We start from the raw sequence: 24,076 nt of genomic DNA on the forward strand, positions 1-24,076 counted from the left end.
CGGTCCTCCTACAGTTCGAAGTCGAGGCGGCCGAGGAGGCCGACGGTCAGGCCGAAGTAGTCGGCGTGCACGAGGCGGCGGGCCGCCGCCACGGGCCGGCCGTTCACGGTGACGGTGTCCGTGGCGGTGTCCTCGTCGGTGCGGTACAGCTCGTACTCCTGTACCAGCAGCCGGTAGAGGGTCAGCAACTGGCCGCCGGGCGCGGGGACGCCGCCGCTCCACACGAAGCCGCCCCCCTCGGCCCGGCAGGCGAGGTCCACCGGGGCGGCGGCCTGCTTCCAGTCCATGTCGTCCTCGCCGAGGCTCGCCCGGCTCTGCAGGGTCACCACGACACGGCGGCTCGCCGCCGCCGCACTCGCGCCGGTGCCGCTGATCTCACCGAGTTCGTTGAACGTCGCCGGGCCCGTCAGCTTGATGTCGAGGCGATCGCCCTCCCGGCGGCCCGTGAGAGTGCGCTCCGGGAGGACCTGCGCGAACTCCGCTACCTCGACCTTCGACAGGTGCAGCGGATCGACCGAGTACGGCTGGTAGCGGGCGAGGGCGAGGCGCAGATAGGGGAAGTACGCCGCCGCACCGGCGACGGCGCCGAAGTCCACATCGATGTCCACGTACCAGAGCTGTCGCTCCTGGTGGTACTTCGGTGTGAAGGCCACCGCGTCGACGAGGACCGGCGCGGAGTCCGGCGACTCGGCGAGGCGCAGCCCGGTGGGTCGCCGCTCCGCGTTCGGGAAGTGCGCGGCCGCCGGTTTCGGCAGCGGCGCGGTGCCCGACCAGACGGGGTCGACGCCCCAGCGGGTGGCGAGGTGATCCTTGAGGTCGGTGCCCGGGTCGAGGACCACGGCGAGCATCTCGTCGTCGCCGGAGGAGTACCACGGCCGGTCGAGGTAGACCCGGAGCCCGGCCGTCGTGCGCCGCTGGGTGACCGTGAGGCGCTGGTGGTCGACGGTTCGCCCGCGGCGGAAGGTGGGCACGACGTACGCCACGACCGGCGGCTCGGGCCTGCGGGAACTGGGCACCGGCAGCGGGGCGTGCGTCGGGCCGACGCGGATGACCTTGCTCCGGTCCTGGGTGATGCTGGGGTGGAAGTACTCGCGGAAGCGGGTGACGGCGGTCGGGGTGTAGCGGACGTTGCGGTGCCGGGTGTCGCCGAACTCGTGCGTGCGGCGGACCGGTTCCACGTCGTCGGTGTACGCCAGCGTGATGTCCTCCAGGTGCGTGTGGCCGTCGACGCGGCTGGGCGCGGCCTGGGTGACGTCGTCCAGCCACTCGCTCCAGTGCGCGTCCAGCTCGACATGGCCGCTGCTCTCGGCGTGGCTGGTCAGCTCGCCCGTCAGCAGGGCGGCCGTCTTCTCGGCCTCCCGGGTGGACCCGAGGCCGTTCAGCTCGGGCGGGTGCACGGGCTTCTCCACGGCGTGCACCAGGGTCAGTTCGACCCAGGGCGTGAGCATCCAGTTCTCGCCGTCGGCGCTGGCGCGCGTCACGAAGGTCTTGTCCCGCTCCGGCAGGTCCGTCCAGAACTGCGAGGCGGTCAGCAGGTTCCACTGCCGCAGCAGCGGCAGCTTCGCCGCGTCCAGGTAGCAGCTCAGCCGGACCTTGGCGATCTCGCCCTTGGGCAGGAACACCTCGAGGACCCGCTCGATGACGCCGTCGTGCCAGTGCGGCTCCCCGGTGCCCTCCAGGACGCGCAGCTTGAACGGCTTCGCCTGCGGCCACGGCCCGGGGAAGGGGATCTTGCGGTTCTCCCGGTCGCCCGGCAGGCCGCGCAGCATGACGCCCTCGGCGAGGACGTCCGGCAGGTAGGGCAGGATCAGCTGGTCGCAGTCGTGCACCACGAACTCGCCCTGCTCCAGCCCCGCACCGCGCCGGGGCAGCGGCAGCGGGGTGAGGGGCAGCGGATCGTGCACGTCGTGCTTGGCGACGTGGATGCTGTCCTCACGCAGCAGGTCGTGCTCCCGATACGGCCACTCGGGGTCGCGCACCACCGTGTCCAGGAAGGAGCCGGCCTCGCGGGAGGCCACGGTGAAGTACTCCTTGCGCAGCCGCTCCGGCTTCCCCGCGCCGAACGCGGCGTCGAACACACCGTGCTCCTCGGCCATCTGCAGGGCGGTCTTGGGCGGCGCCAGATGACGTTCGGCGATGGCCTTGTACCGCCGGTCCAGGCCGTCGACGTCGGAGTGCGCCTTGTGGTCGGGGACGTTCGAGCGCCACAGGACGTACTCGTCGGTGGAGATCTCCCGGCCGTCGTCGGTGACCGTGCTGCGGATGACGAGCCGTTCGGTGGACTCGCCCTCGTTGAACGGAAGCAGGGGGAGCACCACCGGCTGCGGCACCGGCTCCCAGCGGCCGTACGTGATCGCCTCCGAGTGCACGGCCTCCTGCGTACTGGCCGTGTGCTCCAGGCTGTTGCCCGCGAGGTCGACGACCCGGGCCCGCATCCGGTACGTCCGGCCGTAGCGCAGCGCGGGCAGCGAGCCCGGTTCCGGGGTGAACTTGGTGTCCAGCGGCACATCCGGGGAGACCGGCGGATCGGGTTCCTCCGGAGCGTCGCCCAGGCCGATGGTGCGGCCGGGACGGGGCGCCGCGAGGCTCCAGCCGTGCCAGCCGAACACGGCCTGGTGGCCGTACAGCTGACGGTCGTCCGCCCCGTCCTCGGTGACCACGCTGGCTCGTACGGTGCCCTCGTCGGGGCGGACCTGGATCTCGACGGGCGGCTGCCCGGGCCTGCGGATCGCGTAGCGGCCCCGGCGTCGCAGCAGCGACCGCCACTGCGTCACCAGACCCGTGGCCGGGTCGACGGCGCCGATGTCCACCCGATAGCCGCGCACCAGGCTCTCGGCGGTCAGGTGGGCGTCGGCGGCCGCCGTGCGGCGGCGGACGTCGGCGCCGATCAGACCGGCGAGCTGCCGGTCCCTGTCGGTGTGCAGGAGCGTGATGCCGGAGCCCCGGGCAGCGGGGGTACCGGTGCCCGTCACCTGCTGGGCGACGGAGCCGATGCCGGAGGGCAGGCCGCTGCTCCGCAGGCTGTCGATGGAGCGGGCGTAGTCGATGTGTTTGAGGGCCGCGCCGTCCACGTCGAGTTCGGTGAGGTGCCAGGACTCGGGGTCGCCGAGGTTCAGGACCCGGCCGGTCAGCGCCCCCGGGGTCTCCTCGGCGGCCTCGAAGACGCTGCCGCGGCTGAACCGGATCCTCGTCCAGGGGCGTTTGCCGTCGGCGTTGAGCTGGGCGTCGCCGGTGACGCCGTCGTCGAACAGCACCCGGACCTTCGCCCCGTCGGCCACCCCCGACGGCATCGTGAAGCGCAGGTCGACGACGAGACCGAATCTGCGCTGCAGCTCCGGGTAGTCGCCGATGAGGCCGCACGCCTCGTGGAAGTCCACCCGGTGCTCCGGCTCGTCGGCGAGCGGGGCGGGTTCCTTGCCGCGCTCGTAGAAGCGGGCCGCCTCGGCGAGGGGCAGCATCCGCCGCTTCTCCTCGTCGGTGTACACGTCGCTCTGCCGGTTCATGAAGCGCGGCTCGTGCTCGGGCGCCGCCGCCCGCGGGCCGTCACCGTGCGGTTCGAGCGCCTCCTCCACGGCCGCGAACCCGGTCTGCACGTTCTGGCCGAGGTCGAGGACCTGCTGGGAGATGATGTCCGTCATCCGGTACACCGACGGGAGTTCCCAGCCGCGGTGGTCCGTCGGCGGCTCCTCGCACAGCATCCGCTCCTCGCGGGCCCAGTGCGCCCCCAGCCTGTTCCGGGTGGTGTGCACGGCGACCGCCTCGTACACCCCCGTCACCTCGTCGTGCACGAGCTTGCCCGGGTACGACCGCAGCGTGCGACGCTCGGCCGCGGCGAACGCGGTGGGGTCCTCGGGCCGCCGGACGAAGGTGGTGGGGGAGAACAGGGCCTGCCACAGCGTGGCGTCGGCCGCTGCGTAGCGGCCGGTGGGCTGCCACTGCTTGACGACGGTGCCCGCGGGGCTGTCGAACTCCAGCCACAAGCCCGGCAGCAGTCGGGTGAGTTTGTCCGGCCAGTTCACGAAGTACCCGGAGCCGGCGAGCGTGTCGATCCCGGACAGGCTGGGGCTGACGAGGACCGAGACGCGCACCGCGTCGCCCTCCACCACGCCGTCCGGGAGCACCGTCCATCGGATGCTGTCCATGGTCACGCCACCTCCGCGAAGGCCGTGCAGTAGTCGAAGACGGGGTCGACGCGCGCTCCGGTCACCGGGTCCACGTACGGGGACATCAGGTCGGTGAACGTCGGCGGGGCGATGCCCGGGGCGGCCGCGCCACCGGCGAGCGCGAACGTCGCGCCGCTCCCGGCGAACCGCTTCTCGCAGCGGATCGTCACCGACGTCTCGAAGAAGCCGATCTCGATGCTGATGGTCAGGCTGGCCCGGCCGACCGCGTAGCCGTCCTCGTAGCCCAGCTCCAGATAGAGCTCGATGGACGCCGAGACGATGCCGAGGACGTCGACCTCGCCGCGCGCCCGGAGATAGCCGACGAGCTTGACCTTGTTGCGGGGCGAGCCGGGGCCCCCGGTCAGTTCGAGCCGGAAGTAGATCCCGGCCATCACCGACAGGCTGCCGCTGGCCACACCGAAGTTCATGGACACGGCGGCCCCGAACTCCAGGGCGGCGTCCAGGACGGCGATCTCCTTCGGGCTCAGCACGATCCCGAAGTGGCCGCCGCCGCCCAGCATCGACACGGTCAGCCGGAACGGCGCCTCGCGGCGGCAGAAGGAGAACCCGGCCTGCAGCGGTGTGTCCCCGATGAACGGCACCGAGAGCGCGGCGTTCAGGGAGAGGTTCTCCAGGCTGAAGACGCCGACGGCGGCGTTCGGCAGCTGCATGGAGAAGTTCGCGTGGATGCCCGAGCCGTCGACGGTGATCGCCGGTGGGTCGCTGAAGCCGTCCAGCGGGATGATGTTCCGCAGGGTCTGGACGAACGCCAGGTTCCCCACGAAGTCGATGCCGCCGAACTTCACCTCGACGTCGGGCTTCTGCCCGGCGCGCATGCCGAACCGGATCCGGTCGAACTTCAGCACGATCGCGTCGAAGCCGGGGACCATGCGCAGCTGGAACTTGTCCAGCGTGCAGGAGACGTCCGCGGCCTGGGGCACGTCCGGGCGCAGCGAGCCGCGCAGGTCGGCGACCAGCGTCAGCTTGCCGAAGGGCCAGAACACGGCGTGCTCGGGGTCGGTGGGCGTCGGCTTGTCCGGCGACCAGGGCTTGATGTCGGGCTGCCACTGCAGCCGGGAGTTGACCACGTCCGGCAACTTGGTGCCGAGGGCGGCGAGTTCGATCGCCTTCTTCAGCGCGAGTGCCTGGCCGACGGCGCTGTCCCAGGTGGCGGCCTGCTCGGCGATGCGGGTGAGCAGCTGCCGCACGCCGGTGTCCACGGCGGCGGGCAGGGCGACGCGCAGCGCGGTCAGCGCTTCGGAGAACGCGTTGAAGGCGTTCTCGACCTCGCCGATGGGGATCGGGTCGGGGTCCTGCTCCAGATGGCTGGTGATGAACTCGACGAGGGTCTCGGCGAACAGCGCCGCCGCGTCCGTCACCCGGATGACCTGGTCGGCGATCTGTGGGAACTGCTCCTCGACCGAGGCGAGCAGATCGCGCAGCCCGCGCAGGTCGTTGAGGAATCCCGTGACGGCGTCGACCGTCGCCGTGAAGAAGTTCGGCGCCTTGAGGTTGTCCAGGCCGATCTCGCTCATGATCTCGGTGAGCGGGAACATCCCGAACAGCTTCGCCCCGGACAGCTGCCCGAAGAAGTCCAGCGGATTGAACCGGCCCTGGGCGAGCTTGGCCCACTTGTCGACGCCGGGTCCGGCGCCCGGCTCGGAGCCGAGGGCGGTGGTGGGGGTCGCGGCGACCGGGCCGGTGAGCCGGGAGAGCCCCGCCACGGGGAAGTTGGGCTGGGCGAGAGCCCCCGCCGTCTGCCCGCCGTTGCGGAACGTCAGGTCGACGGGCTCGGCCAGCTCGATGAACAGCTGCGCCTTGTTCGCCTCCGTGAAGGCGTTGGTCACGTACGGCTCGGGATAGAACACCGACTGCGTCTGGTCACCGCCGAAGCCGGTGGTGAACTGGCTCAGCGCGGGCACGACGGCCCGCGCCCAGCGCACCGTCGGCAGGAACCGGGGGTGTTCGGTGGGGTCCAGGGCGAGGATCGACGGTGTGGTGACGGCGCCCCAGACGAACTGGCCGGTGGGCAGCGTCGTGTCGTCGGGCTTGCGGCTCGGCGCGTACGCCACGGACTGGCCGCGTACGTCGGCGACGACCCGTCGCACGTCGGCGCTCGTGAGGTCCGGTGGCTCCGGCCGTCGCGCGTCGTCGATCAGCCCGTGGTAGTGCTGGATGATCTTCTCGACGTCGGCGGTGTTCTCGTGCACCCGCTTGCCCACGAACGCCATGGGCGTGGCGAACTCCAGGACGCGGCCGTCGATGTCGACCATGCTCACCTGGAACCGGAACGGGTCCTCCGTAAGCGTCACCGGGAAGAAGGCGAACTTGTCGTTGGGGTCGCCGCCCGCGGAGGACAGGCCGGGGATCGGCTCCGGAGGCAGCAGGTCCGGCGTGACGAGGGTGAGCAGCCGGACACTGCTGAAGGGGAAGAGCCTGCGCAGTCGCTTCTGGTCGTCGTCGTCCGTCCTCGAGCCGTACGCGCGCACCGGCTCGCGGACCATGATGAAGAACCGCTGGTTGAGGTAGGCCGCCTTGTCCGGGCGGTCGTGGTCGAACTTCCGCTCGGTGACCTTCACCAGGTCGGCGAGGTGGCCGAAGGGGAAGAGCCGCCCCCGGTACATGACGCGCACGTAGTGGTCGCGGCCCATGGAGGCGCGGTGCCGCCACTGCGTGACGTCGAAGTTGGTGGGCGGCCGTTCCCACACGCCGAGCGAGTCGAGCCAGCCGCCGAGGGACGACAGGATGAGGTTGTCGACCTTCACGGGCGCGGGTGTGAAGCCGTCCGGCAGGTTGGTGTTGGAGCTCAGGTGCACGACGGAGGATCGGTCCCCGCTGGTCAGCGCCATCGTGAACTCGCTGGGGCCGTCCAGCGGGCGCGGTTGTGCGGGGTTGAAGCCGGTGTCGCGCGTCCACACCGCACGGGCGTCGCCCGCCGGCATCCGGGTGTGCCACAGCTCGATGCGGCCGTCGGGGTCGGGGAGTTCGGTGGTGTGCGTCCAGGTCGCCGTCTGGGGCGGGGACAGGAGCAGCCGGTAGGGGAGTTCGATGCCGGTACGGGGGTTGGCGGGGTCGGCCAGGGGGTTCTCGGGGCCGGGGCCGACGGCTTCGGCCGCGGACCGCTCGAACGGGTCCGCCGGGGCGGGCGCGGCGCGGAGGCCCGCTGCGACGGGGCCGTGGGGGCCGTGCCGCGAGGAGAGTTCCGCCATGGTCCGGGCGAGACGCAGCGCCTGGAAGACGTCGTCGGGCCGACTGGTCATGGCCTGGCGCGGTCCTGCCGCGACGGCGGGTCCCCGGGCTGCGTCCACGACCCGCAGGGGGAGCGTCCGCATGGCGGTGAGCAGCCCGGATTCCGTGTACGGGATGACGTCCTGGGGGCCGACGGCGAAGACGAGGACGCTGCGGCCGCCGATGCGGGAGGCGACGGGAGGTGGCTTGTGCGGCTCGCTGCCGCCGGGGGCGGCCGGCGGCTCCGGTTCGGGGATGCCGGGGCTCACCTCGAAGAAGGCCTGTTCGGCGACGTGCTGAGGGCCGAACGTGACGACGAGGTAGGCCGGTTGGGCGGGGGCCTCGCGGATCAGGCGGCGGGGCCCGATGAGAGGGCGGTCGAGGCGGAGCCCTTGGAAGAGGAAGTGAAGGTCGAGCAGGTCGGTGGCGCGCAGCAGTCGGTAGGGCTGAGGTGACGGTGGCACGGACATGCGATTCCCCCGTGGGACATTGGACGTGGGACGTCGGCCGGACCGGGGCCCACGCGAACCATGTGTCGGGCTGGAAACGTGCGACGGGCGTGGTCGGAGAGCTGGCTCAGGGCGACGGCGACGGCGCCGACGACTGCCGTGCTCGGGGACACGCTCGGTGAGATGCGAAGGCGCGGAGCCGCGTGGATCCGGAGCGGACACGTCGGCGCGCGGAGACGTGGATGACGTGAAGACGTGGCTGAGTGGGAGACCGCCGGAGCGGACGTGCGGTGGGGTGAGTCCCGTGAGGGGGGACCGGACCCGTGACGAGTGGTTCCCTTTTGTGCAACACGCTTTCTATCGCACGCGCGGGGCTATCGTCTCCGCCGGTTTCGGCCGACTCGCGCCGCTCGGAAGGCGTACGACCGGGGAGGTCAGGCACCCGGCCACCCGCACCACGGACCCGGGAACGCGGGCGTGCGGCAGTGCGCGTGCATCACGGACGCCCCGCGTCCCGCCGCGTTCGGCAACCGCTTGCCACATGCCTGCCCCCTCCCCGAGACGCCTCGCTTCCAGGCTCCCTGGCACCACGGGGCACATGTCTACAGGCGGCCACGCATGTCACCCCATTGGGTGAACTTGCGGATTGGCTTGGTTCCGACGGTGCGGGGACGGATCACCGCCGGGCGCGCCCGAGTTCGGCCAGGCGGGTCAGGGCCGGCAGAGCCTCGGTGAGGGACTGGCGCTGCTCCGGGGTCAGTTCGGCGATCAGGGGGGCCAGGTGGCGGGTCCGGTCCTCGTGGCGGGACCTGCCGATGCGGCGCCCGGCCTCGGTGATGTGGACGAGCACGGCACGCCCGTCGCTCGGGTCGGGGTGGCGTTCCACCAGGCCGTCCCGTTCGAGGCGGGTGACGAGCTGCGTGATGCCGGGCTGGCTGACCTGCTCGGTGCGGGCCAGGTCGCTCAGGCGCATCGGGCCGTCCCCGAAGGCGAGGGTGTCCAGGACCGAGAGCGTGGTGAAGGACAGCTTCTCCAGGGCCGGCAGGCGGATGTAGAAGCGGTTGAAGTTCTCCACCGCGGCGGCGAAGGCCTCCACGTCCAGGCCGCCGTCGACGCCGTCTCCCGCGCTGTTCTTCATGGTGTCGTCCACTCCAAAAATATATCGCACACTTAATTAAGTTGCTTATGATGTTCTCGTCGGCGCCCCGCGACCTCGACAGACCTTCGCACGAGGGGCGCCGCACGCCTCGTAGACGCAAGAAAGGGACAGCCCCATGACTGTGCGCATAGGCATCAACGGCTTCGGCCGGATCGGCCGCAATGTCTTCCGAGCGGCGGCCGCCCGCGGCGCGGACCTGGAGATCGTCGCCCTGAACGACCTCGGCGACGTGGCCACCATGGCCCATCTGCTCGCGTACGACTCCGTTCTCGGCCGCTACCCCGGCGAGGTCACCGCCGAGCCCACGGGCATCCGCGTCGGCGACGCGACCGTGCGGGTCCTGGCCGAACGCGACCCCGCCGACCTGCCCTGGGGGAAGCTGGGCGCGGACGTGGTCATCGAGTCCACCGGCGTGTTCACCTCGGCCGCGAAGGCGCGGGCGCACGTCGACGGTGGCGCGAGGAAAGTCATCATTGCCGCCCCGGCCGACGGCGAGGACGCGACGATCGTGCTCGGCGTGAACGAGGACACGTACGACCCCGAGCGCCACACCGTCATCTCGAACGCCTCCTGCACCACCAACTGCCTTGCCCTGCTGGCCAAGGTGCTGCACGACGCCGTCGGTGTCGAATCCGGAATGATGACCACGGTCCACGCCTACACCCAGGACCAGAACCTCCAGGACGCCCCGCACAAGGACCCGCGCCGGGCCCGGGCCGCGGCCCTCAACATCGTCCCCACCTCCAGCGGCGCCGCCAAGGCCATCGGCCTGGTGCTGCCGGAACTCCAGGGCCGCCTCGACGCGTTCTCGCTGCGGGTGCCCGTTCCCACCGGCTCGGTCACCGACCTGACCGTCACGACCACGCGCGCCACCACGGTCGAGGAGGTCAACGCCGCGTACGCAGAGGCGGCCGCGGGCCCGCTCAAGGGCCTGCTCACCGCCACCGAGGCCCCGCTCGTCAGCACCGACATCGCGGGCGACCCGGCCTCCTGCGTCTTCGACGCCGGGCTCACGCGCGTCCTGGGCCCGCAGGTGAAGGTGGTCGGCTGGTACGACAACGAGTGGGGGTACGCCAACCGGCTCGTGGACCTGGCGCTCCTCGTGGGCAACGGGCTCTGACCGCACCGGAGCCGGTTCCTCGCGGGTGCGGACGGTCCGCGCCTCGGGCGGAGCTCCGGCCCGCCGCTGGGGGCAGCGGACCGGAGCGGCTTCGCGCGGGCGGATCAGTTCCAGGGGTTGGCGGGCTGGTCGTTGATCGCCGTCCAGAAGCGGGTGCCCGCGGGCACCTCGCCCTTGGCCCAGTAGCTCCAGCCGCCGGAGCTCTCCAGGTTCGGTCCGTACCGGCCGTCGTGGAACTCGGCCATCCGCCAGCCCGTGCCGAAGGTGTTCGCGCAGACGCTGTCGGCGACGGAGCGACTGGTCAGACGGGTGCCGCGGATCGGGTTGCTCGCGGCGACGGTGCCGCGGGCCCAACCGGCGTAGAAATTGGGGGTGATGCCCGTGGGTGCGGCACTGTTGTCGACCTTCAGACACAGCACCGGGAGAGCGGTGGTGATGTCCGTGTCACCGGTGTACGCGTTGCTGAGCGGGCCACCGCCCACCTGAACCGTGCCGCTGGGGCCGTCGGACAGGAGTGTCCAGGTCATCGCCTTTCCGTTGTTGTCCGGCGCGGCCGCGGCGGGGCTCGCCGCTCCGGCGGCCACCACCAGGGCGGCGGCGCCGAGGGGCAGAGCCAACTTGATCGGGCGCAAGGCTTCTCCTCACGGATGTCACACGAGTTACGTGCCAGGACGGTCACGGATTCTTCACGTTCTTCAGATTTTCTCCAAGGGGGAGAATGCGACATCCCTGATGTCCGGAACCGGGGCCCAATGGGCTGGCGGCACGGTGGCCCGCACGTCGGGGAGCGGGCTCCGTGTCGCGTTCGCCGCCGCGCCGGTCCCGGTGGCGCTCCTCGAACCGTCCGTCCTGCGCCGTCGGCGGGTGCTCGGCGACGACCACCCCGGCACGCTGACCAGCCGCAGCAACCACGCCGCGATCCTCCTGGACCAGGGCCGGGCGGACGAGGCCAGGGCCGAGAACGAGGCGGTGCTGAGCGCACGCTGCCGCACCCTCGTCCCCGATCACCAGCGGGTGGCCACCAGTCGCAGGAACCTCGCCCTCGCCCGGCGGCGCTGCGCGGGCCGCCGGGACGTCGAGGCCGCCGACGTCACCGGCTACTGGGGTCGCCCAGGCGATGGCCGGGGGCGGCGGTGTGCCGGTGCGGTGGCGGCCGACGGCCGGTTACCACAGCGTGCCGAGGCCCGGAGGTCACCGCCCGCCGAGGTCGCCTGCGCGCCTGTTCACCGCCCGCCGAGGTCAACCGCTCATCGCGTGTCGAGGTCAGCCGCCCACCGCCCGCCGAGTTCCCCCGGTCACCGGGCGCCGAAGTTCTGCGTCCACCACGGCCCGCCGGAGCCCTTCACGATGCCCACCCCCAGCTCCTTGAACGAACAGTTGAGGATGTTGGCGCGATGGCCCTCGCTGTTCATCCAGGAGGTCATGACCGCCGTGGCGGTCTGCTGGCCGCGGGCGATGTTCTCGCCGTAGGTGCTCCACCGGTAGCCCGCCGCGGTGATGCGCTTGCCCGGGTCGGTGCCGTCGGGGGAGGTGTGCGAGAAGTAGTTGCGGGCCTTCATGTCGGCGGAGTGCCGCTGCGCGGCCGTGGCGAGCTTGCTGTTGGTGGTCAGCGGGCGGCAACCGGCCTTCTGGCGTTCGGCGTTGACCAGGTTGAGTACCTGCTGGGCGGTCGAGCCGGAGCCCGCGTCCACGCCCGAGGGGGCCCTGGGCGTCGGGGTCGGGCGGTTCGTCTTCACAGGCGCCGGGGGCTTCGGCTTCTCCTGCTTCGCCGCCGGTGCCTTCCCGGGCTCCTTCGAGGGCTTCGCGGACTTCGGCTGCTTCGGCTCGGCGGACTCCGACGGGGACGCGGACTTCGTCTTCTTCGCCTTCGGCGTGGGGGACGGTGCCTCGCTCGCCGGCGTGGGCTCGTCCGCGCCCGTGCCCGCGCCCGTGCCCGCGTCCGTGTCCATGGCCGCGGCCGCGGTCTTCCCCGGGGTGTCGGAGCCGTCCGAGCCCCACTGCATGACGGCGGTCAGCGTCGCGATGGCGGCGATGCCCGCGCCCGCCGCGATGGCCTGCCGGCGGCGCCGCGTGGTGCGCCGCTGCCGCAGCTCGGCTCGGGAGCCCGGGGCGCCGGACGCGGCCGGGGATATCGCCGTGACGCCCTCGGCCAGGTGCGGGTCGCCGCTGTGCGGCGAGGGGTAAGTCTGCCCCGGGCCGGTGCCCGGTTCGTACGCGTACGGGTCGGGGTGATGCGGATAGGGGCCGCCGGGCGCCGTGGAGTCGGCGGGGTGCGGGTGGGACAGCGGGTCTGCCGGATCTTGTGGATTCATGGTGTGGGGGAGCGCCTCGATGTGGTCGGAAGGGGAGATGAGGAGGTCGGCGTGGGCGGGTCGCGCCGGGGTCGGTGAGGGCGGTCAGGTGGATGGTGCCCGCCGTCGGCGCGGGTACGAGTGCGAGACCGGCCAGGAGCACCTTCGTGGGAGTGCGGAGCACGCCGTGCCCCGTGCGCGCGGCGCACGCGCGGGTGGGGCGCGCGAGTCGCCTCCGCCGCAACGCCGACGGTCTGCCGTCCCAGGGCGCGGTCGGGGCGCTGCTCGGGCTTGTGCCGGTCGTGCTCCACCACGCCCTCCTCTCCTGGATCCTGTGTGACCCGCCGATGGGGAGATCCTGCGCGCAGGGGCGACATAACAGAAAGCGAAGGGATTGCTTTGAGAGCCGGGTCACGTTTTTCGGATGTGACGCCCGGGACATGTTCTCGAAGGAGGGGAATCGCCGAAACGGGAGGAACGCACATGCGAAGGACAACGACGGCTGCGCTGACGGTCCTGACTCTCACCATGGGGTTGGTCGTCACCGTGGGGGTTGCGGCAGCGGTCGCACCAGCGAAGGACGTACCGAGAGCAGCCAAGGTGGAGTCGCCGACATCCGGCTTGTGGCGTGTGGATGGTTATGCTGCGATCTGGTCGATACGTGACGGCGTGCTCCAGGAGTACGAGACCACGTCCGTGAGTTGCCTCAAGGGCGACGTCGCGAAGCGCACGGGCCCCGGGCGCTACGTCACCGAGTTCGGCGGCGGCCTGACCCTGCGCACGGCGCCCGGCCGGGACCGGGCGACCCTGAGCATGGACGGCTCCACGGGCCACCAGGACCTGCGGCGCGTCGGGAAGCTCCCCGCCACCTGCACGCGACCGGCTCCACAAGGCCCCGTGGCCGCGTTCGACGTCTTCTGGCAGTCGTACGAGGAGAACTACCCGTTCTTCGCCGCCAAGGGCATCGACTGGCACGCCGTGCGCGACCGGTACCGCCCCAAGGTGCACGCCGACACCACCCCCGAGGAACTGCTCGCGGTCTTCTCCGAGATGCTCGACCCGCTCGAGGACATGCACGCCGGAGTGGGATACGGCGACCGGTTCTTCAACCGGGGCCGGTCCGGCACGGTGCCGCCCAGCGAGGAACTGGACGCCCGGGTCAAGAAGTTCGTCCTCGCGCGCGACCTGAAGGGCGCCGAGCACGTCCAGGACTTCGCCAAGGGCCGCATCACCTACGCCGACCTGCCGGGCGGCCAGGGCTATCTGCGGATCTCCGGCTTCAGCGGATACGCGGGCGACGGCGGCTCGTACGCCGAGCAACTCGCCGAGCTGGACCGGGCACTGGACGCCGTCTTCACCAAGGACCGCACGCGGAACCTGCGCGGCCTGATCATCGACCTGCGCGTCAACGGCGGCGGCTCGGACGCCCTCGGCGTGCATCTCGCCGGGCGCCTCACCGACACCGGCTACGTCGCGTACTCCAAGCGCGCCCGCAACGACCCCGCCGACCCCACGCGCCACACCCGCCCGCAGCCCATCCACGTCACGCCTGCCGCCGCGCCCCGCTACACGGGACCCGTCGCGGTGCTCACCGGCGGGTCGACGGTGAGCGCGGGCGAGACGTTCGTCCAGGCGCTGATCGACCGGCCCGGCTCGGCCGTGCGGATCGGGCAGCCCACGCAGGGCGTGTTCTCGGACATCCTGCCGCGCAGGCTGCCCTTCGGCGGCATGGGGACGTGGCTGCCGAACGAGGAGTTCCTGACCCGGTCCGGAACGACCTTCGACGGCCCCGGAATCCCCCCGCACGTGACCGAACCGGTCTTCACGGAGGAGGAGTTCGAGAAGAACAAGGACTCGGCCTTCGACAAGGCCCTGAAGATCCTGCGGAGTTAGCCTGCCGGGATGTCGAGCAGCGGTGGGGTGGAGAAGGGGGGAGCCGGTCCGGGGCGGGCTGATCGGGGACGAGGCGCGGCCGCCGGCCCTGGAGGTCGACGCGATCCACGGGCTCGTACGGGACCACGGGCCCGTACCGGATTCGGGGGAGCCGCCCGCCGTGCGGGACGCGACCGTGCTTGCCGCCTGGGCGTGGTCACCGCGGGCCCGGCTGCGGGCACTCGGCCCCGGCGTCGCGCGCCCCGTCCGCGCGGAGAGTGCGTCCGCCGTCCACGCCGACGACGAGCCGTACGCCCCGGACCGGCCCCCCGCACCCACACCCCCGCGGCCAACGCCCAGGCCGCCGAAGCGGGCGTCTGGACCCGCCCCGACCACCGGGGCCGCGGCCTCGCCCGGGCCTGCGTCGCGGCCTGGTCGGGGCGGGTACGCCCCACGAAGGACGTCCTCTCCTACAGCACGACCAGCACGACCAGCACGACCAGCACGACCAGTACGAACCACGCCTCCCAGGCGGTGGCCCGCCCCCTCGGCCTCACCCCGCTGGGCTCGATCTGGACCGTGCGCCCGGGAGTCACCCGCCCGGCCCCGTAATCCTGTTGAGCACTGGGCTCACGCACCCGTACGTTCGGTGGCGTGACGAGCTCCGTGACTCCCCGCGACGGGGTTCCCGACCTCCCCACGGGGCTGCCGGACCTGGTCCTGCGGTAACTGACCGCCGAGGACGCCGACGCGTACTACGCGCTCCTGGACCGCAACCGGCAGCAGCTGAGCCGCCTCGGCGACTACCAGGAAGAGAGCCGCGCCACCCCGGCCTGGGTCCGCGCGCACCTGTCCGACGCCCCTGGCCCCGATCTGCGCTACGGCATCCGCCTCGGCGGCGAACTGATCGGCCGCGTCGACCTCATCGCCGTCGACCCGCCGAACTACGGCACCGGCTACTGGATCGACGAGGCCCACCAGGGCGCGGGCCGCGCCACGGCCGCGTGCGCGGCGCTGTACGGCCACGCGGCGCGCCGGCTCGCGGCGACGGACATCTACCGCCGGGGTGACGCACGGCAACGACCGGAGCGTGGCGCTGCTCGGGCGCCTGGGCTTCGAGCGGGTCGCGGAGTTCGCGGACTACACGCGATTCCATCTGGGTCTCCAGCGGTGATGCGGTAAGCGGTATGCGGCAACGGGGGGGCGGTGTGGCGGACGGCGCGTGCTCCGCCGTCCGCCACACCGCCCCCCCCGTCGGGTCGTCGTCAGTGGCTCTCACCCACGGGAACCCTCGCCTCCGCGGCCCCCTCGGGTGTCTCGGCGGTCGCCTCGCCCTCGGCCCTCTCCTCGAAGCCCGTCCGCACCTGCCGCAGCAGCACCAGCGCTGCCACCGCGAGCACCGCCACGACGGCGCCCGCGACTCCGGCGGCGACGTTCAGGCCGTCGGTGAAGGCCTCCCGTGCGGGTTCGAGGAGTTCCTGGCCCAGGGGGCCGGGGAGTTCGCGCGCCACGGCGTCCGCGTTGGCGAGCGTGGCGCGGGCCGCGTGCGCGGCGTCCTCAGGGAGGGCGGGGGGAAGCGTGTCGACGGTCTCGTCGCGGTAGACGGCCGTGACCACGCTGCCCAGACCGGCGATGCCGAGGGCGATCCCGAACTCCATGCCCGTCTCGGACATGGCCGCGGCCGAACCCGCCTTCTCCGGCGGGGCCGAGCCGACCACCAGGTCCGTGCCGAGGACCATCATGGGGCTGATGCCCGTGTAGACGAGGACGAAGCCGGTCACCAGGAGGGGCAGCCCGCCGCCGCTGTCCACCTGGGTGATCAGGGCGTAGCCGGCCGCCGAGACGAGCAGAGCGCCGCCGACGACGTACCCGGGACGAATCCGACGGGCAAGGGCAGGGGTCAGCGACGAGGCGACGATCAGCGCGACCGCGGCGGGCAGCAGCCACAGTCCGGCCTTCAGCGGCGAGAGGCCCTCGACCAACTGCAGGTACTGCGTGATGAAGAGGTAGAGCCCGCCCATCACGCCCAGGCCGAGGAGCAGGACGAGCAGCGCGGCGCCGAACGCGCGGTTCTGGAACAGCCGCAGGTCGAGCAGCGGGTCGGCCAGACGGCGCTGGCGCAGCGCGAAGAGCACGCCGAAGACCGCACCGGTCAGCAGCGCCGCGACCGCGAGCGCGTCGATGCCGTGCTCGGCGAGCCGCTTGACGCCGTAGATGCCCGGAAGCACCGTCACCAAGGACAGCGCCACGCTGGCCGCGTCGATACGCCCCGCCGCCGGGTCCCGGTACTCCGGGAGCAGCAGCGGAGCGGCCACCAGCAGCACGACCATGACCGGGACGCCGAGCAGGAACACCGAACCCCACCAGAACCACTCCAGGAGCACACCCCCGAGGACCGGGCCGACGGCGATGCCCACGGAGAAGCAGGTCACCCACACGCTGATGGCCACTCCGCGCTGTCGCGGATCCTTGAACATGTTGCTGATCAGGGCGAGCGTGGACGGCATCAGGGTGGCGCCCGTGATGCCGAGCAGCGCCCGGGCGGCGATCAGCATCTCGGGGCTGGTGGACTTCGCCGCCAGGACCGAGGCGAGGCCGAAGCCCAGGGCACCGGTCATCAGGAGCCTGCGGCGGCCGATCCGGTCGCCCAGCGTGCCCATCGTCACCAGAAGACCGGCGATCATGAAGCCGTAGATGTCGACCGTCCACAGCAACTGAGCGCTGCTCGGCTCCAGATCGGCGCTGATCTCCGGCACGGCCAGATTCAGCACGGTCGCGTCGAGCGCCAGCAGGATCGTGGGCAGCGTGAGCACGAGGAGGCCGAGCCATTCCCGTGGCCCTGCTCCGCGCTCCGCCTCTGGCGGGGCACCGGAGGCCGTACGTGGCGTGGGTGGCGTGGGCGTCGCGGAGTTCGTGGACGTCGTGACGGCCTTAGTGGCGGCCTCCGTTGCGTTCGTCGCCTTCGGTGTGTTCGACGCGGTCATGATGGGCCTTCCGCAAGGGGACAGTGCTCGCTCCCGGGCTTGATCACCGGGGCGGACGCCAGCTTGCGGCAGGGCGCTCACGAACCGCTCTCCGTCCGCTCACGGCACCCTCACGCCCGCCATCCCGCTGGTCACAGCGCTGAGTTACGGTGACGCCATGCGATTCGGGGTGCTCGGGCCACTGGCCGTGCGGACGGCGGACGGCGACCCGGTCACCGTGCCAGGAACCAAGACCCGCGCCCTGCTGGCCGCGCTGCTGGCGCACGACGGGCGGCCCGTGTCCGCGGACCGGCTGATCGACGACCTGTGGGGCGAGGAGGAACTGCCCGGCAAGCCCGCGGCGGCGCTGCAGACCAAGGTGTGGCAGGTGCGGCGCGCCTTCGAGGACGCCGAGCCCGGCGGCCGCGGGCTCCTGACGCTCCAGGAGAGCGGCTATGCGCTGCGCACGGGCCGGGACAGCGTCGACGCGGGCAGGTTCGGCGCGCTGACGGCCCGCGCGCGGGCCGCCGACGACCCGAGCGTCCGCGCGGGGCTCCTGTCGGACGCCCTGGCGCTCTGGCGTGGTACGGCGTTCGCGGGCTTCGAGGACACCGCGTTCGCGCGGCCGGTCGTGGCGCGCCTGGAGGAGGCCCGGCTCGCCGCCGTGGAGGAGTACGGGCAGGCGCGCGTCGAACTCGGCGCGTACAGCGACGTGGCCGGGGAACTCGGCGCGCTCGTCGCGGAGCACCCGCTGCGGGAGCGGCTGCGCGCGGTCCAGATGCGCGCGCTCCACGGCGCGGGGAGGGCGGGTGACGCGCTCGCCTCGTACCGGGAGCTGCGGGTCCTGCTCGCGGACGAGCTGGGGATCGACCCCGGCCCGGAGCTTGTCGGCCTGCAGCAGGCGATCCTGGAGCAGGATCCGGCGCTCGGGGCGGCGGGGGTGAAGCCTCGGGGCCGCGCGATGCCGGCCGACGGCTCCCGGTCGGTACGCGGCGACGAGGACCGGGCCGTACGACGTGACGACGACTGCTCTGTCCGTGGCGACGACCACCCCTGTGTACGACGCGACGAAGACCGCTCTGTACGCGGCGACGAGTCGCGCCCCGCGCCGCCTCCCGCCCCTCGCCCTCACACCGGCCTGCCCGTGCCCCTCACCGAACTCATCGGCCGCGAGGGCGCGTTGGCCGAAGTGACGTCCCTGCTCGGCTCGGTGCGGCAGTTGACGTTGACCGGGGCCGGAGGGGTGGGCAAGACCCGGCTCGCGCTCGCCGTGGCGGCGCAGGTGGCGGGTGACTTCCCCGACGGTGTCCGGCTCGTCGAGCTCGCGTCCCGGGGGCGTACGGAACCGGCGGACGCCCCGCACGCCGTCGCGGAGGCGGTCATGGCCGCGCTCGGCATCCGCGAGGAGACCGCCACCGAAGCCGCCGCCCCGGACAGCCCCGCCGCACCGGTCGACCGGCTCGCCGAGGCGCTCGACGACCAGCGGTTGCTGCTGGTCCTCGACAACTGCGAGCACGTGGTCGACGCCGTCGCCGACCTGACCTCCGTGCTGCTGCGCCGCGCCGCCGGTCTGCGGGTCCTCGCCACCAGCCAGGAACCCCTCGGCATCCCCGGCGAGGCGATCTGGGCCGTACCGCCGCTCGACGTGCCCGACCCCGCGCGGGACGAGGAAGCGGCGGACGTGGCACGCGCCGGCGCCGTGCGGCTCTTCGTCGCGCGAGCCGCCGCCGCTGCCCCCGGATTCCGCCTCGACGCGGGCAACGCCCACGACGTCGCGACGGTCTGCCGCCGGCTCGACGGCATCCCGCTCGCCCTCGAACTGGCCGCCACGCGTGTACGGGCCCTCGGAGTCAGGGAGTTGGTGGCCCGGCTCGACGACCGGTTCCGGCTGCTCGCCGCCCGGCAACGCGGCACCCCGCCCAGGCAGCAGACCCTGCGGGCGATGATCGACTGGAGCTGGGAGCTGCTGACCGCGCCCGAGCAGACCGTGCTCCGCAGGCTCGCCGCGCACGCCGACGGCTGCACACTGGCGGCCGCCGAGGAGGTGTGCGCGGGCGAAGGCCTGCTGCCCGAGGACGTGTTCGACCTGCTCGCACGCCTCGTGGACCGCTCACTGGTCGTCGCGGTCGACAGCGGCGACGGGCTGCGCTACCGGCTCCTGGAATCCGTCGCGCACTACGGCGCGGCCCGCCTGGAGGAGGCGGGCGAGGCCGGGCGCGTACGCCGTCGCCACCGTGACCACTACACCGCGCTCGCCGAACGCGCCGCACCCCACCTGCGCGGCCGCGACCAGCGGCGCCACCTGCGGCTCCTGGACGCGGAAGCCGCCAACCTCCGCCGCGCCCTCGACGAGGCCGTGCGCGACGGCGCCGCCCACCACGCGCTGCGCCTGGTGAACGCGCTCGCCTGGTACTGGTTCCTGAGCGGTCGGCTCAGAGAGGCCTGCAGATCCCTGGAGACCGCGCTCGACGCGGCGCGGCACACGGGACCCGCCGCGACCTCGGAGTCCGTCGCCTCCGCCCGGGCCCAGGCACGGGCCTGGCAGGCCGGATTCGCGGTGCTCGTCGGGGACGGAGCCGACCGCGCGGAGTGGAACTGGGGCGCCGTCGAACTCTCCAAGGACATCACGGACCGGCGCGAGGGCGCCCGCGCCCAGTGGTTCCTCGGCTTCGCCCTGTTCGGCGTGGGCGACCAGGCCGCCAGCGAGGAGCTGATCCGCCTCGCCCTCGACGGATTCCGTGCCCTCGACGACCAGTGGGGCCTCGCCGCGGCCCTGTGCGTCCGCGCCAACCAGGCCCACGTACGCGGCGACCTGCGCACCCTCGAACGCGCCGGGCGGCAGAGCGCGGACCTCTTCGCCGGACTCGGCGACAGCTGGGGGCAGTTGCTGACCGTCGAACCCCTCGCCGGACTCGCCCAGATGACCGGCGACTACGGGCGGGCCGCCCGGCTGCACGAGGAGGGGCTGCGCCTGGCCGAGGACCTCGGGCTCTGGCCCGAGGCCGCCGACCAGCTCTGCGGCCTCGGCAGCACCGCCACCCTCACCGGGGACCACGACGCGGCGCGCGCCTTCCACGAACGGGCCATGCGGCTCGCCGCGGAGCACAGCTTCACACCGGGCGTGATCCGCGCCGAGGTCGGCCTCGCCCTCGGCGCCCGCCGTGCGGGCCGCCTCGACGCCGCCGAGACCCGGCTGCGCCAAGTCCTGCCGTGGCTCACCCGGATGGCCTTCGAACCGGGCATCGCGCTCGTCCTCGCCGAACTCGGCTTCATCGCCGAACAGCGCGGTGACGCGGCGGCGTCCCTGCGGCTCCACCTGGAGGGCTGGGCCGCGGCCCGCAACACCGGGGACGCCCGCGCCCAGGCCTTCGCCCTCGAAGGCCTCGCCGGAGCCCACGCCCTCGATGGCAGCCCCGTGTGCGCCGCCGTGCTCCTCGGCGCGGCACACACGGCCCGCGAGTCGGTCGGCATGCCGCTGCCACCCGCCGAACACGGCGACGTCGATCGGATCAGCGCGGCGGTACGCGGCCTTCTGGACGAGGAGGCGTACGGGGTCGCGTACCGGCGCGGGGGCGCGATGACGCCGGAGGAGGCGGTGGCGGCTTGTCGGGTGGAGGCGTGCGCCGTGGCGTGATGGGGGCGCTGGAACCGGCGGCCCGAGGCGGGCGCGCGCCGAAAAGGCGGTCCCAAGCGGCCCCCGGCCGAAAAAGCCGACCGCCCCGGCGCATTGCCGAGGCGGTCCACTTCCTGGCGGGCGTGCACCCCGTCCCCGAGGCACCCCGCCCACCCCCTCACACCTTCGCCTCCGCCTCCGCCTCAGCCTCCGTCCCCCGCGCCGCAGCCGTCGGCCAGCCGATGCGTGCCGCGCACACCGACACCAGCGACGCCGAGACCGCCACCGCCGCCATGCCCCAGACCAGGCTCGTGCCGTGGGCGAGGAAACCGATGAGCGGCGGCCCGGCGAGCAGGCCCGTCGTACCCATCGCGGCGACAAGAGCCAGCGCCTCCGAACCCTGCCGCGCCGCCGCCACGTACACGCACGGCGTGACCGCGGCGATGCCGAGGCCCATGCAGGCGAAGCCGATCAGGGCCGGTACGACACCACCGGCGAGGAGGGCGAACGCGAGGCCCGCGGCGGCCAGGAGACTGCCCACGCGCACGACGAGGCCGTCGCCGAACCGGGTGCGCCAGCCGTCGGCGAAGAGCCGGGCGAGCACCATCATGACGGAGACCACGGCGATGCCGAGCGGCGCGAGGCGCGCCGACGCGTCGGCGACCTCCTTCATGTACAGCGCCGACCAGTCGTTCATGGCGCCCTCCGCCACGGTGCCGCACACCATGGCGCCGCCCATCCACAGGGTCACGCGGGAGGGCAGGCTCCAGCCGCGCCGGGCCTTCTTCCGCGCCCCGTCTGCGGGTTCGTCGACGTCCTGCTCGGTGGCCGCGTCGGCGGGCTTCTCGTCCGGAAGCAGCGCCGGTTGGGCGAACAGCGTCAACAGCAGGACCAGCACGGTGGCGACGCCGAAGTGCAGCGCCACCGACGAACTCAGCGCGCTCATGCCGGAGGCGAGGAGCGCGGCCCCCAGTGAACCGGCGCTGAACGTCGCGTGCAGCTGCGACATGGCCGTCCGCTCGTGCCGGGCCTCCAGCGCGGCGCCCTGCGCGTTCATGGCGACGTTCAGACATCCGACCCCCACGCCGTCGGCGCACATGACGACGAGGGCGACCGGGTAGTTCGGCGCGGCGGCGAGGGCGAGCAGGAGCACGCCGAGGAACAGGGCCGACACCAGCGCGAGGCGCCGCGAGCCCCAGCGCCGGGTGAGCGCGGCGACCAGCGGGAAGGACGCCGCCGCGCCCACACCGCAGGCCATCAGGAGCAGCCCCAGCTCGGCCTCGGACAGGTCGAGCCGGGACTTGAGCGCGGGCAGCCTGGCCGCCCACGTGGCGTACTGGAAGCCCAGGACGCAGAACAGCGCCGCGATGGCCAGTTGTGCGCGCCGGAACTCATCGCGAACGAGCGATCTTTGCATGAGCGTCTTCAGCCTCTTCGTCCTTCCGGCACCGCCGCGGACATGTAGACCGCGTCCGTGCCGTAGCTGCCCGGGAGCGGGATCTCCCGATGGGCCCGGTACCCCTGCGCCGACCAGAAGGTCTCGCTCCCCGCGACGGCGACCAGGGAGATCTGCTCGTACGTCTGCGACCGCGCGGTCGTCGCCAGATGCCGCAGGAGCCGCCGGGCGAGCCCGCGCCCCCGGAAGTCCTCGGCGACGACGAGGTCGTGCAGGTGCAGATTGTCGGAGGGGAAGGCGGGGGAAGCGGGGGCTTGGGGGGAGCCGGGGTCGGCGCCGGGCACGGGCTCCTCGGGCCGCGCCAGGTCCGGCGACTCGAACGGCGGATACGGCAGCGCGAGCAGATACCCCGCGGGCCCCCCGGCGTAGTCGAGCACGAAGCAGGTGCTCGGCGAGGCCCGTGCCCGTGACTCCAGGGCGGCCCGCCCCTCCGAGAGCCCGAGCGGCGTGTACACCTCGGCCTCCAGCGCCGCGATGCCGTCCCAGTCGCCGTCGGCGATGGGGCGCAGCCGGACGCGTACGTCGTGAGTCATCGCGCGCGCCCTCCCGCCGAGGAGACGACGGGCGCGGTGTCGCCCTCGCCGCGTATCCACGTGTAGGGCAGCGGGCCGAAGCCGTTGAAGCCCTGCGTGGTGTAGCTCGCCGCGTACGCGCCGGAGGACAGGATCCACACCGGATCGCCCGACGCGACGCTCCGCGGCACGTGCACGAGGCTGCCCTCGTGGCTGTACGCGTCGTCGCTGTCGCAGGTGGGACCCGCGACGACCGCCGGGACGTAGTCGCTGCCCCGGTACTCGGGGAACACCAGCGTGTACTGGAGCGCGTCCATCTCGTACAGGCCGTTGAACTTGCCGCAGCTCAGGTACAGCCAGTGCTGGCGCTCCCCGCTGACCTGCTCGCGCGCGGAAAGGCGCGACACATGGGCGCGGACGGCGCCGTGGTCGGCGACGAGATAGCGGCCCGGCTCGATGACGAAGTCCAGCGGGGTCCCGGTGACGGCCCTGAGCCGCTGCATGCCCTCCCGGATCACGGCGAAGATCTTGTCCAGGGGCGGGTCGAGGGGCCTGCCGTGCCGGTCCCGGTAGCCGAGGGCGGGCAGGCCGCCGCCCAGGTTGATGTGGTCGAGGCGGATGCCGCGCCGCTCCAGGGCCACGAGCACGTCGGCCATGCGGTCGAACGCGGCGTGCCACGCCTCGGCCGTCATCTGCTGGGAGCCGACGTGCACGGACAGACCCGACGGCGTCAGACCCGACGCCCGCGCCGTCGAGAGCACCCGCAGGGCGTCGGCGGGGGAGCAGCCGAACTTGTGGCTGAGGCCCCACAGGGCGCCCTCGCCGTCGGTGGCGAGGCGGCAGAACACCCGGGAGCCGGGGGCGAGCGCCGCCAGCGCACGCACGTCCTCCACGCTGTCCGTCGCGAAGTCCCTGATGCCGAGGTCGTACGCCTCGGCGATGTGCCGGTCGGACTTGATGGTGTTGCCGTAGTGGATCCGGTCCGTCGGGGTGCCGGTGGCGAGGGCCTGCGCGATCTCGTGCGGGCTCGCCGCGTCGAACCCGGCGCCCCGCCCCGCGAGGCAGGAAAGCACCTCGTCGACCGGACAGGCCTTCATCGCGAACCGGACGGCCACGCCCGGCAGTTCCCGCACCAGGGAGTCGTGCCGGTCGGCGATGCCGGGGAGGTCGTAGACGATCTGGTCCTCCGTGGCGGCCGCCAGGGCCGCCCGCAGGTTGGTCGTTTCGTACATGGTGGATGCCCTGTTCCG

The 24,076-nt window shown here is 72.8% G+C and carries 13 protein-coding genes and 2 pseudogenes; 5 read left to right on the forward strand and 10 right to left on the reverse strand.

Going from position 1 to position 24,076, the window contains the following annotated elements:
* Window positions 1-8: 8 nt before the first annotated feature.
* The 3 genes from ACZ6BG_RS21185 to ACZ6BG_RS21195 all read right to left on the reverse strand — a co-directional run bounded on the left by ACZ6BG_RS21185 (window position 9) and on the right by ACZ6BG_RS21195 (window position 8,990).
* The gene (locus tag ACZ6BG_RS21185; RefSeq protein WP_469003564.1) at window positions 9-4,142 is read right to left on the reverse strand and encodes a hypothetical protein; all 4,134 of its coding nucleotides are present in this window, start codon (window positions 4,140-4,142) and stop codon (window positions 9-11) included.
* A gap of 2 nt (window positions 4,143-4,144) precedes the next feature.
* Complete coding sequence (locus tag ACZ6BG_RS21190) at window positions 4,145-7,861, reverse strand: hypothetical protein (RefSeq protein WP_469003566.1); 3,717 nt, start codon at window positions 7,859-7,861, stop codon at window positions 4,145-4,147.
* 655 nt (window positions 7,862-8,516) lie between these two features.
* On the reverse strand, window positions 8,517-8,990 hold the full coding sequence (locus tag ACZ6BG_RS21195) for a MarR family winged helix-turn-helix transcriptional regulator (protein ID WP_469003568.1): 474 nt from the start codon (window positions 8,988-8,990) through the stop codon (window positions 8,517-8,519).
* A gap of 124 nt (window positions 8,991-9,114) precedes the next feature.
* Between ACZ6BG_RS21195 and gap the strand changes: the two genes are divergently transcribed.
* Window positions 9,115-10,119 (forward strand): type I glyceraldehyde-3-phosphate dehydrogenase, encoded by a 1,005-nt coding sequence (gene gap, locus ACZ6BG_RS21200; protein WP_469003570.1) that lies wholly within the window; start codon window positions 9,115-9,117, stop codon window positions 10,117-10,119.
* A 104-nt stretch (window positions 10,120-10,223) separates the two neighbouring features.
* Here the strand turns inward: gap and ACZ6BG_RS21205 are convergent, their stop codons facing one another.
* Entirely contained in the window at window positions 10,224-10,751 is a 528-nt protein-coding gene (locus ACZ6BG_RS21205) for a hypothetical protein (protein WP_469003572.1), read from the reverse strand.
* Window positions 10,752-10,851: 100 nt separating this feature from the next.
* Here ACZ6BG_RS21205 and ACZ6BG_RS21210 point away from each other — a divergent pair.
* A pseudogene (locus ACZ6BG_RS21210) lies at window positions 10,852-11,118 on the forward strand (tetratricopeptide repeat protein); the annotation flags it as partial.
* Between the two features lie 296 nt (window positions 11,119-11,414).
* Here ACZ6BG_RS21210 and ACZ6BG_RS21215 read toward each other — a convergent pair.
* A complete protein-coding gene (locus ACZ6BG_RS21215) occupies window positions 11,415-12,431 on the reverse strand; it encodes a CAP domain-containing protein (protein WP_469003574.1) in 1,017 nt (338 codons plus the stop codon).
* 507 nt (window positions 12,432-12,938) lie between these two features.
* Between ACZ6BG_RS21215 and ACZ6BG_RS21220 the strand changes: the two genes are divergently transcribed.
* A complete protein-coding gene (locus ACZ6BG_RS21220; protein ID WP_469004132.1) occupies window positions 12,939-14,303 on the forward strand; it encodes a S41 family peptidase in 1,365 nt (454 codons plus the stop codon).
* Window positions 14,304-14,752: 449 nt separating this feature from the next.
* Here ACZ6BG_RS21220 and ACZ6BG_RS21225 read toward each other — a convergent pair whose 3' ends face one another.
* Window positions 14,753-14,878, reverse strand: coding sequence for a hypothetical protein (locus tag ACZ6BG_RS21225; RefSeq protein ID WP_469003576.1), 126 nt, complete (start codon window positions 14,876-14,878; stop codon window positions 14,753-14,755).
* A gap of 190 nt (window positions 14,879-15,068) precedes the next feature.
* On the opposite strand from ACZ6BG_RS21225, the pseudogene ACZ6BG_RS21230 reads away from it, so the two are divergent.
* Window positions 15,069-15,299: pseudogene (locus ACZ6BG_RS21230) on the forward strand (GNAT family N-acetyltransferase); the annotation flags it as partial.
* Between the two features lie 248 nt (window positions 15,300-15,547).
* Here the strand turns inward: ACZ6BG_RS21230 and ACZ6BG_RS21235 are convergent.
* The gene (locus ACZ6BG_RS21235; protein ID WP_469003578.1) at window positions 15,548-17,266 is read right to left on the reverse strand and encodes an MFS transporter; all 1,719 of its coding nucleotides are present in this window, start codon (window positions 17,264-17,266) and stop codon (window positions 15,548-15,550) included.
* A gap of 157 nt (window positions 17,267-17,423) precedes the next feature.
* Between ACZ6BG_RS21235 and ACZ6BG_RS21240 the strand changes: the two genes are divergently transcribed.
* Entirely contained in the window at window positions 17,424-20,879 is a 3,456-nt protein-coding gene (locus ACZ6BG_RS21240) for an AfsR/SARP family transcriptional regulator (protein ID WP_469003580.1), read from the forward strand.
* A 157-nt stretch (window positions 20,880-21,036) separates the two neighbouring features.
* Here ACZ6BG_RS21240 and ACZ6BG_RS21245 read toward each other — a convergent pair whose 3' ends face one another.
* From ACZ6BG_RS21245 to ACZ6BG_RS21255, 3 genes are read right to left on the reverse strand one after another with little or no spacing between them, the layout of a single operon-like run.
* A complete protein-coding gene (locus ACZ6BG_RS21245; RefSeq protein WP_469003582.1) occupies window positions 21,037-22,275 on the reverse strand; it encodes an MFS transporter in 1,239 nt (412 codons plus the stop codon).
* An 8-nt stretch (window positions 22,276-22,283) separates the two neighbouring features.
* Window positions 22,284-22,847: a GNAT family N-acetyltransferase gene (locus ACZ6BG_RS21250; RefSeq protein WP_469003584.1), complete on the reverse strand. Its 564-nt coding sequence runs from the start codon at window positions 22,845-22,847 to the stop codon at window positions 22,284-22,286.
* Window positions 22,844-24,058 carry a type III PLP-dependent enzyme gene (locus tag ACZ6BG_RS21255; RefSeq protein ID WP_469003586.1) on the reverse strand — a complete coding sequence of 405 codons (1,215 nt, stop codon included), beginning with the start codon at window positions 24,056-24,058 and terminating at the stop codon, window positions 22,844-22,846. Before ACZ6BG_RS21255 ends, ACZ6BG_RS21250 begins: the two co-directional genes overlap by 4 nt.
* Window positions 24,059-24,076 lie beyond the last annotated feature (18 nt).

The organism is Streptomyces sp. NPDC041205, assembly GCF_055591765.1.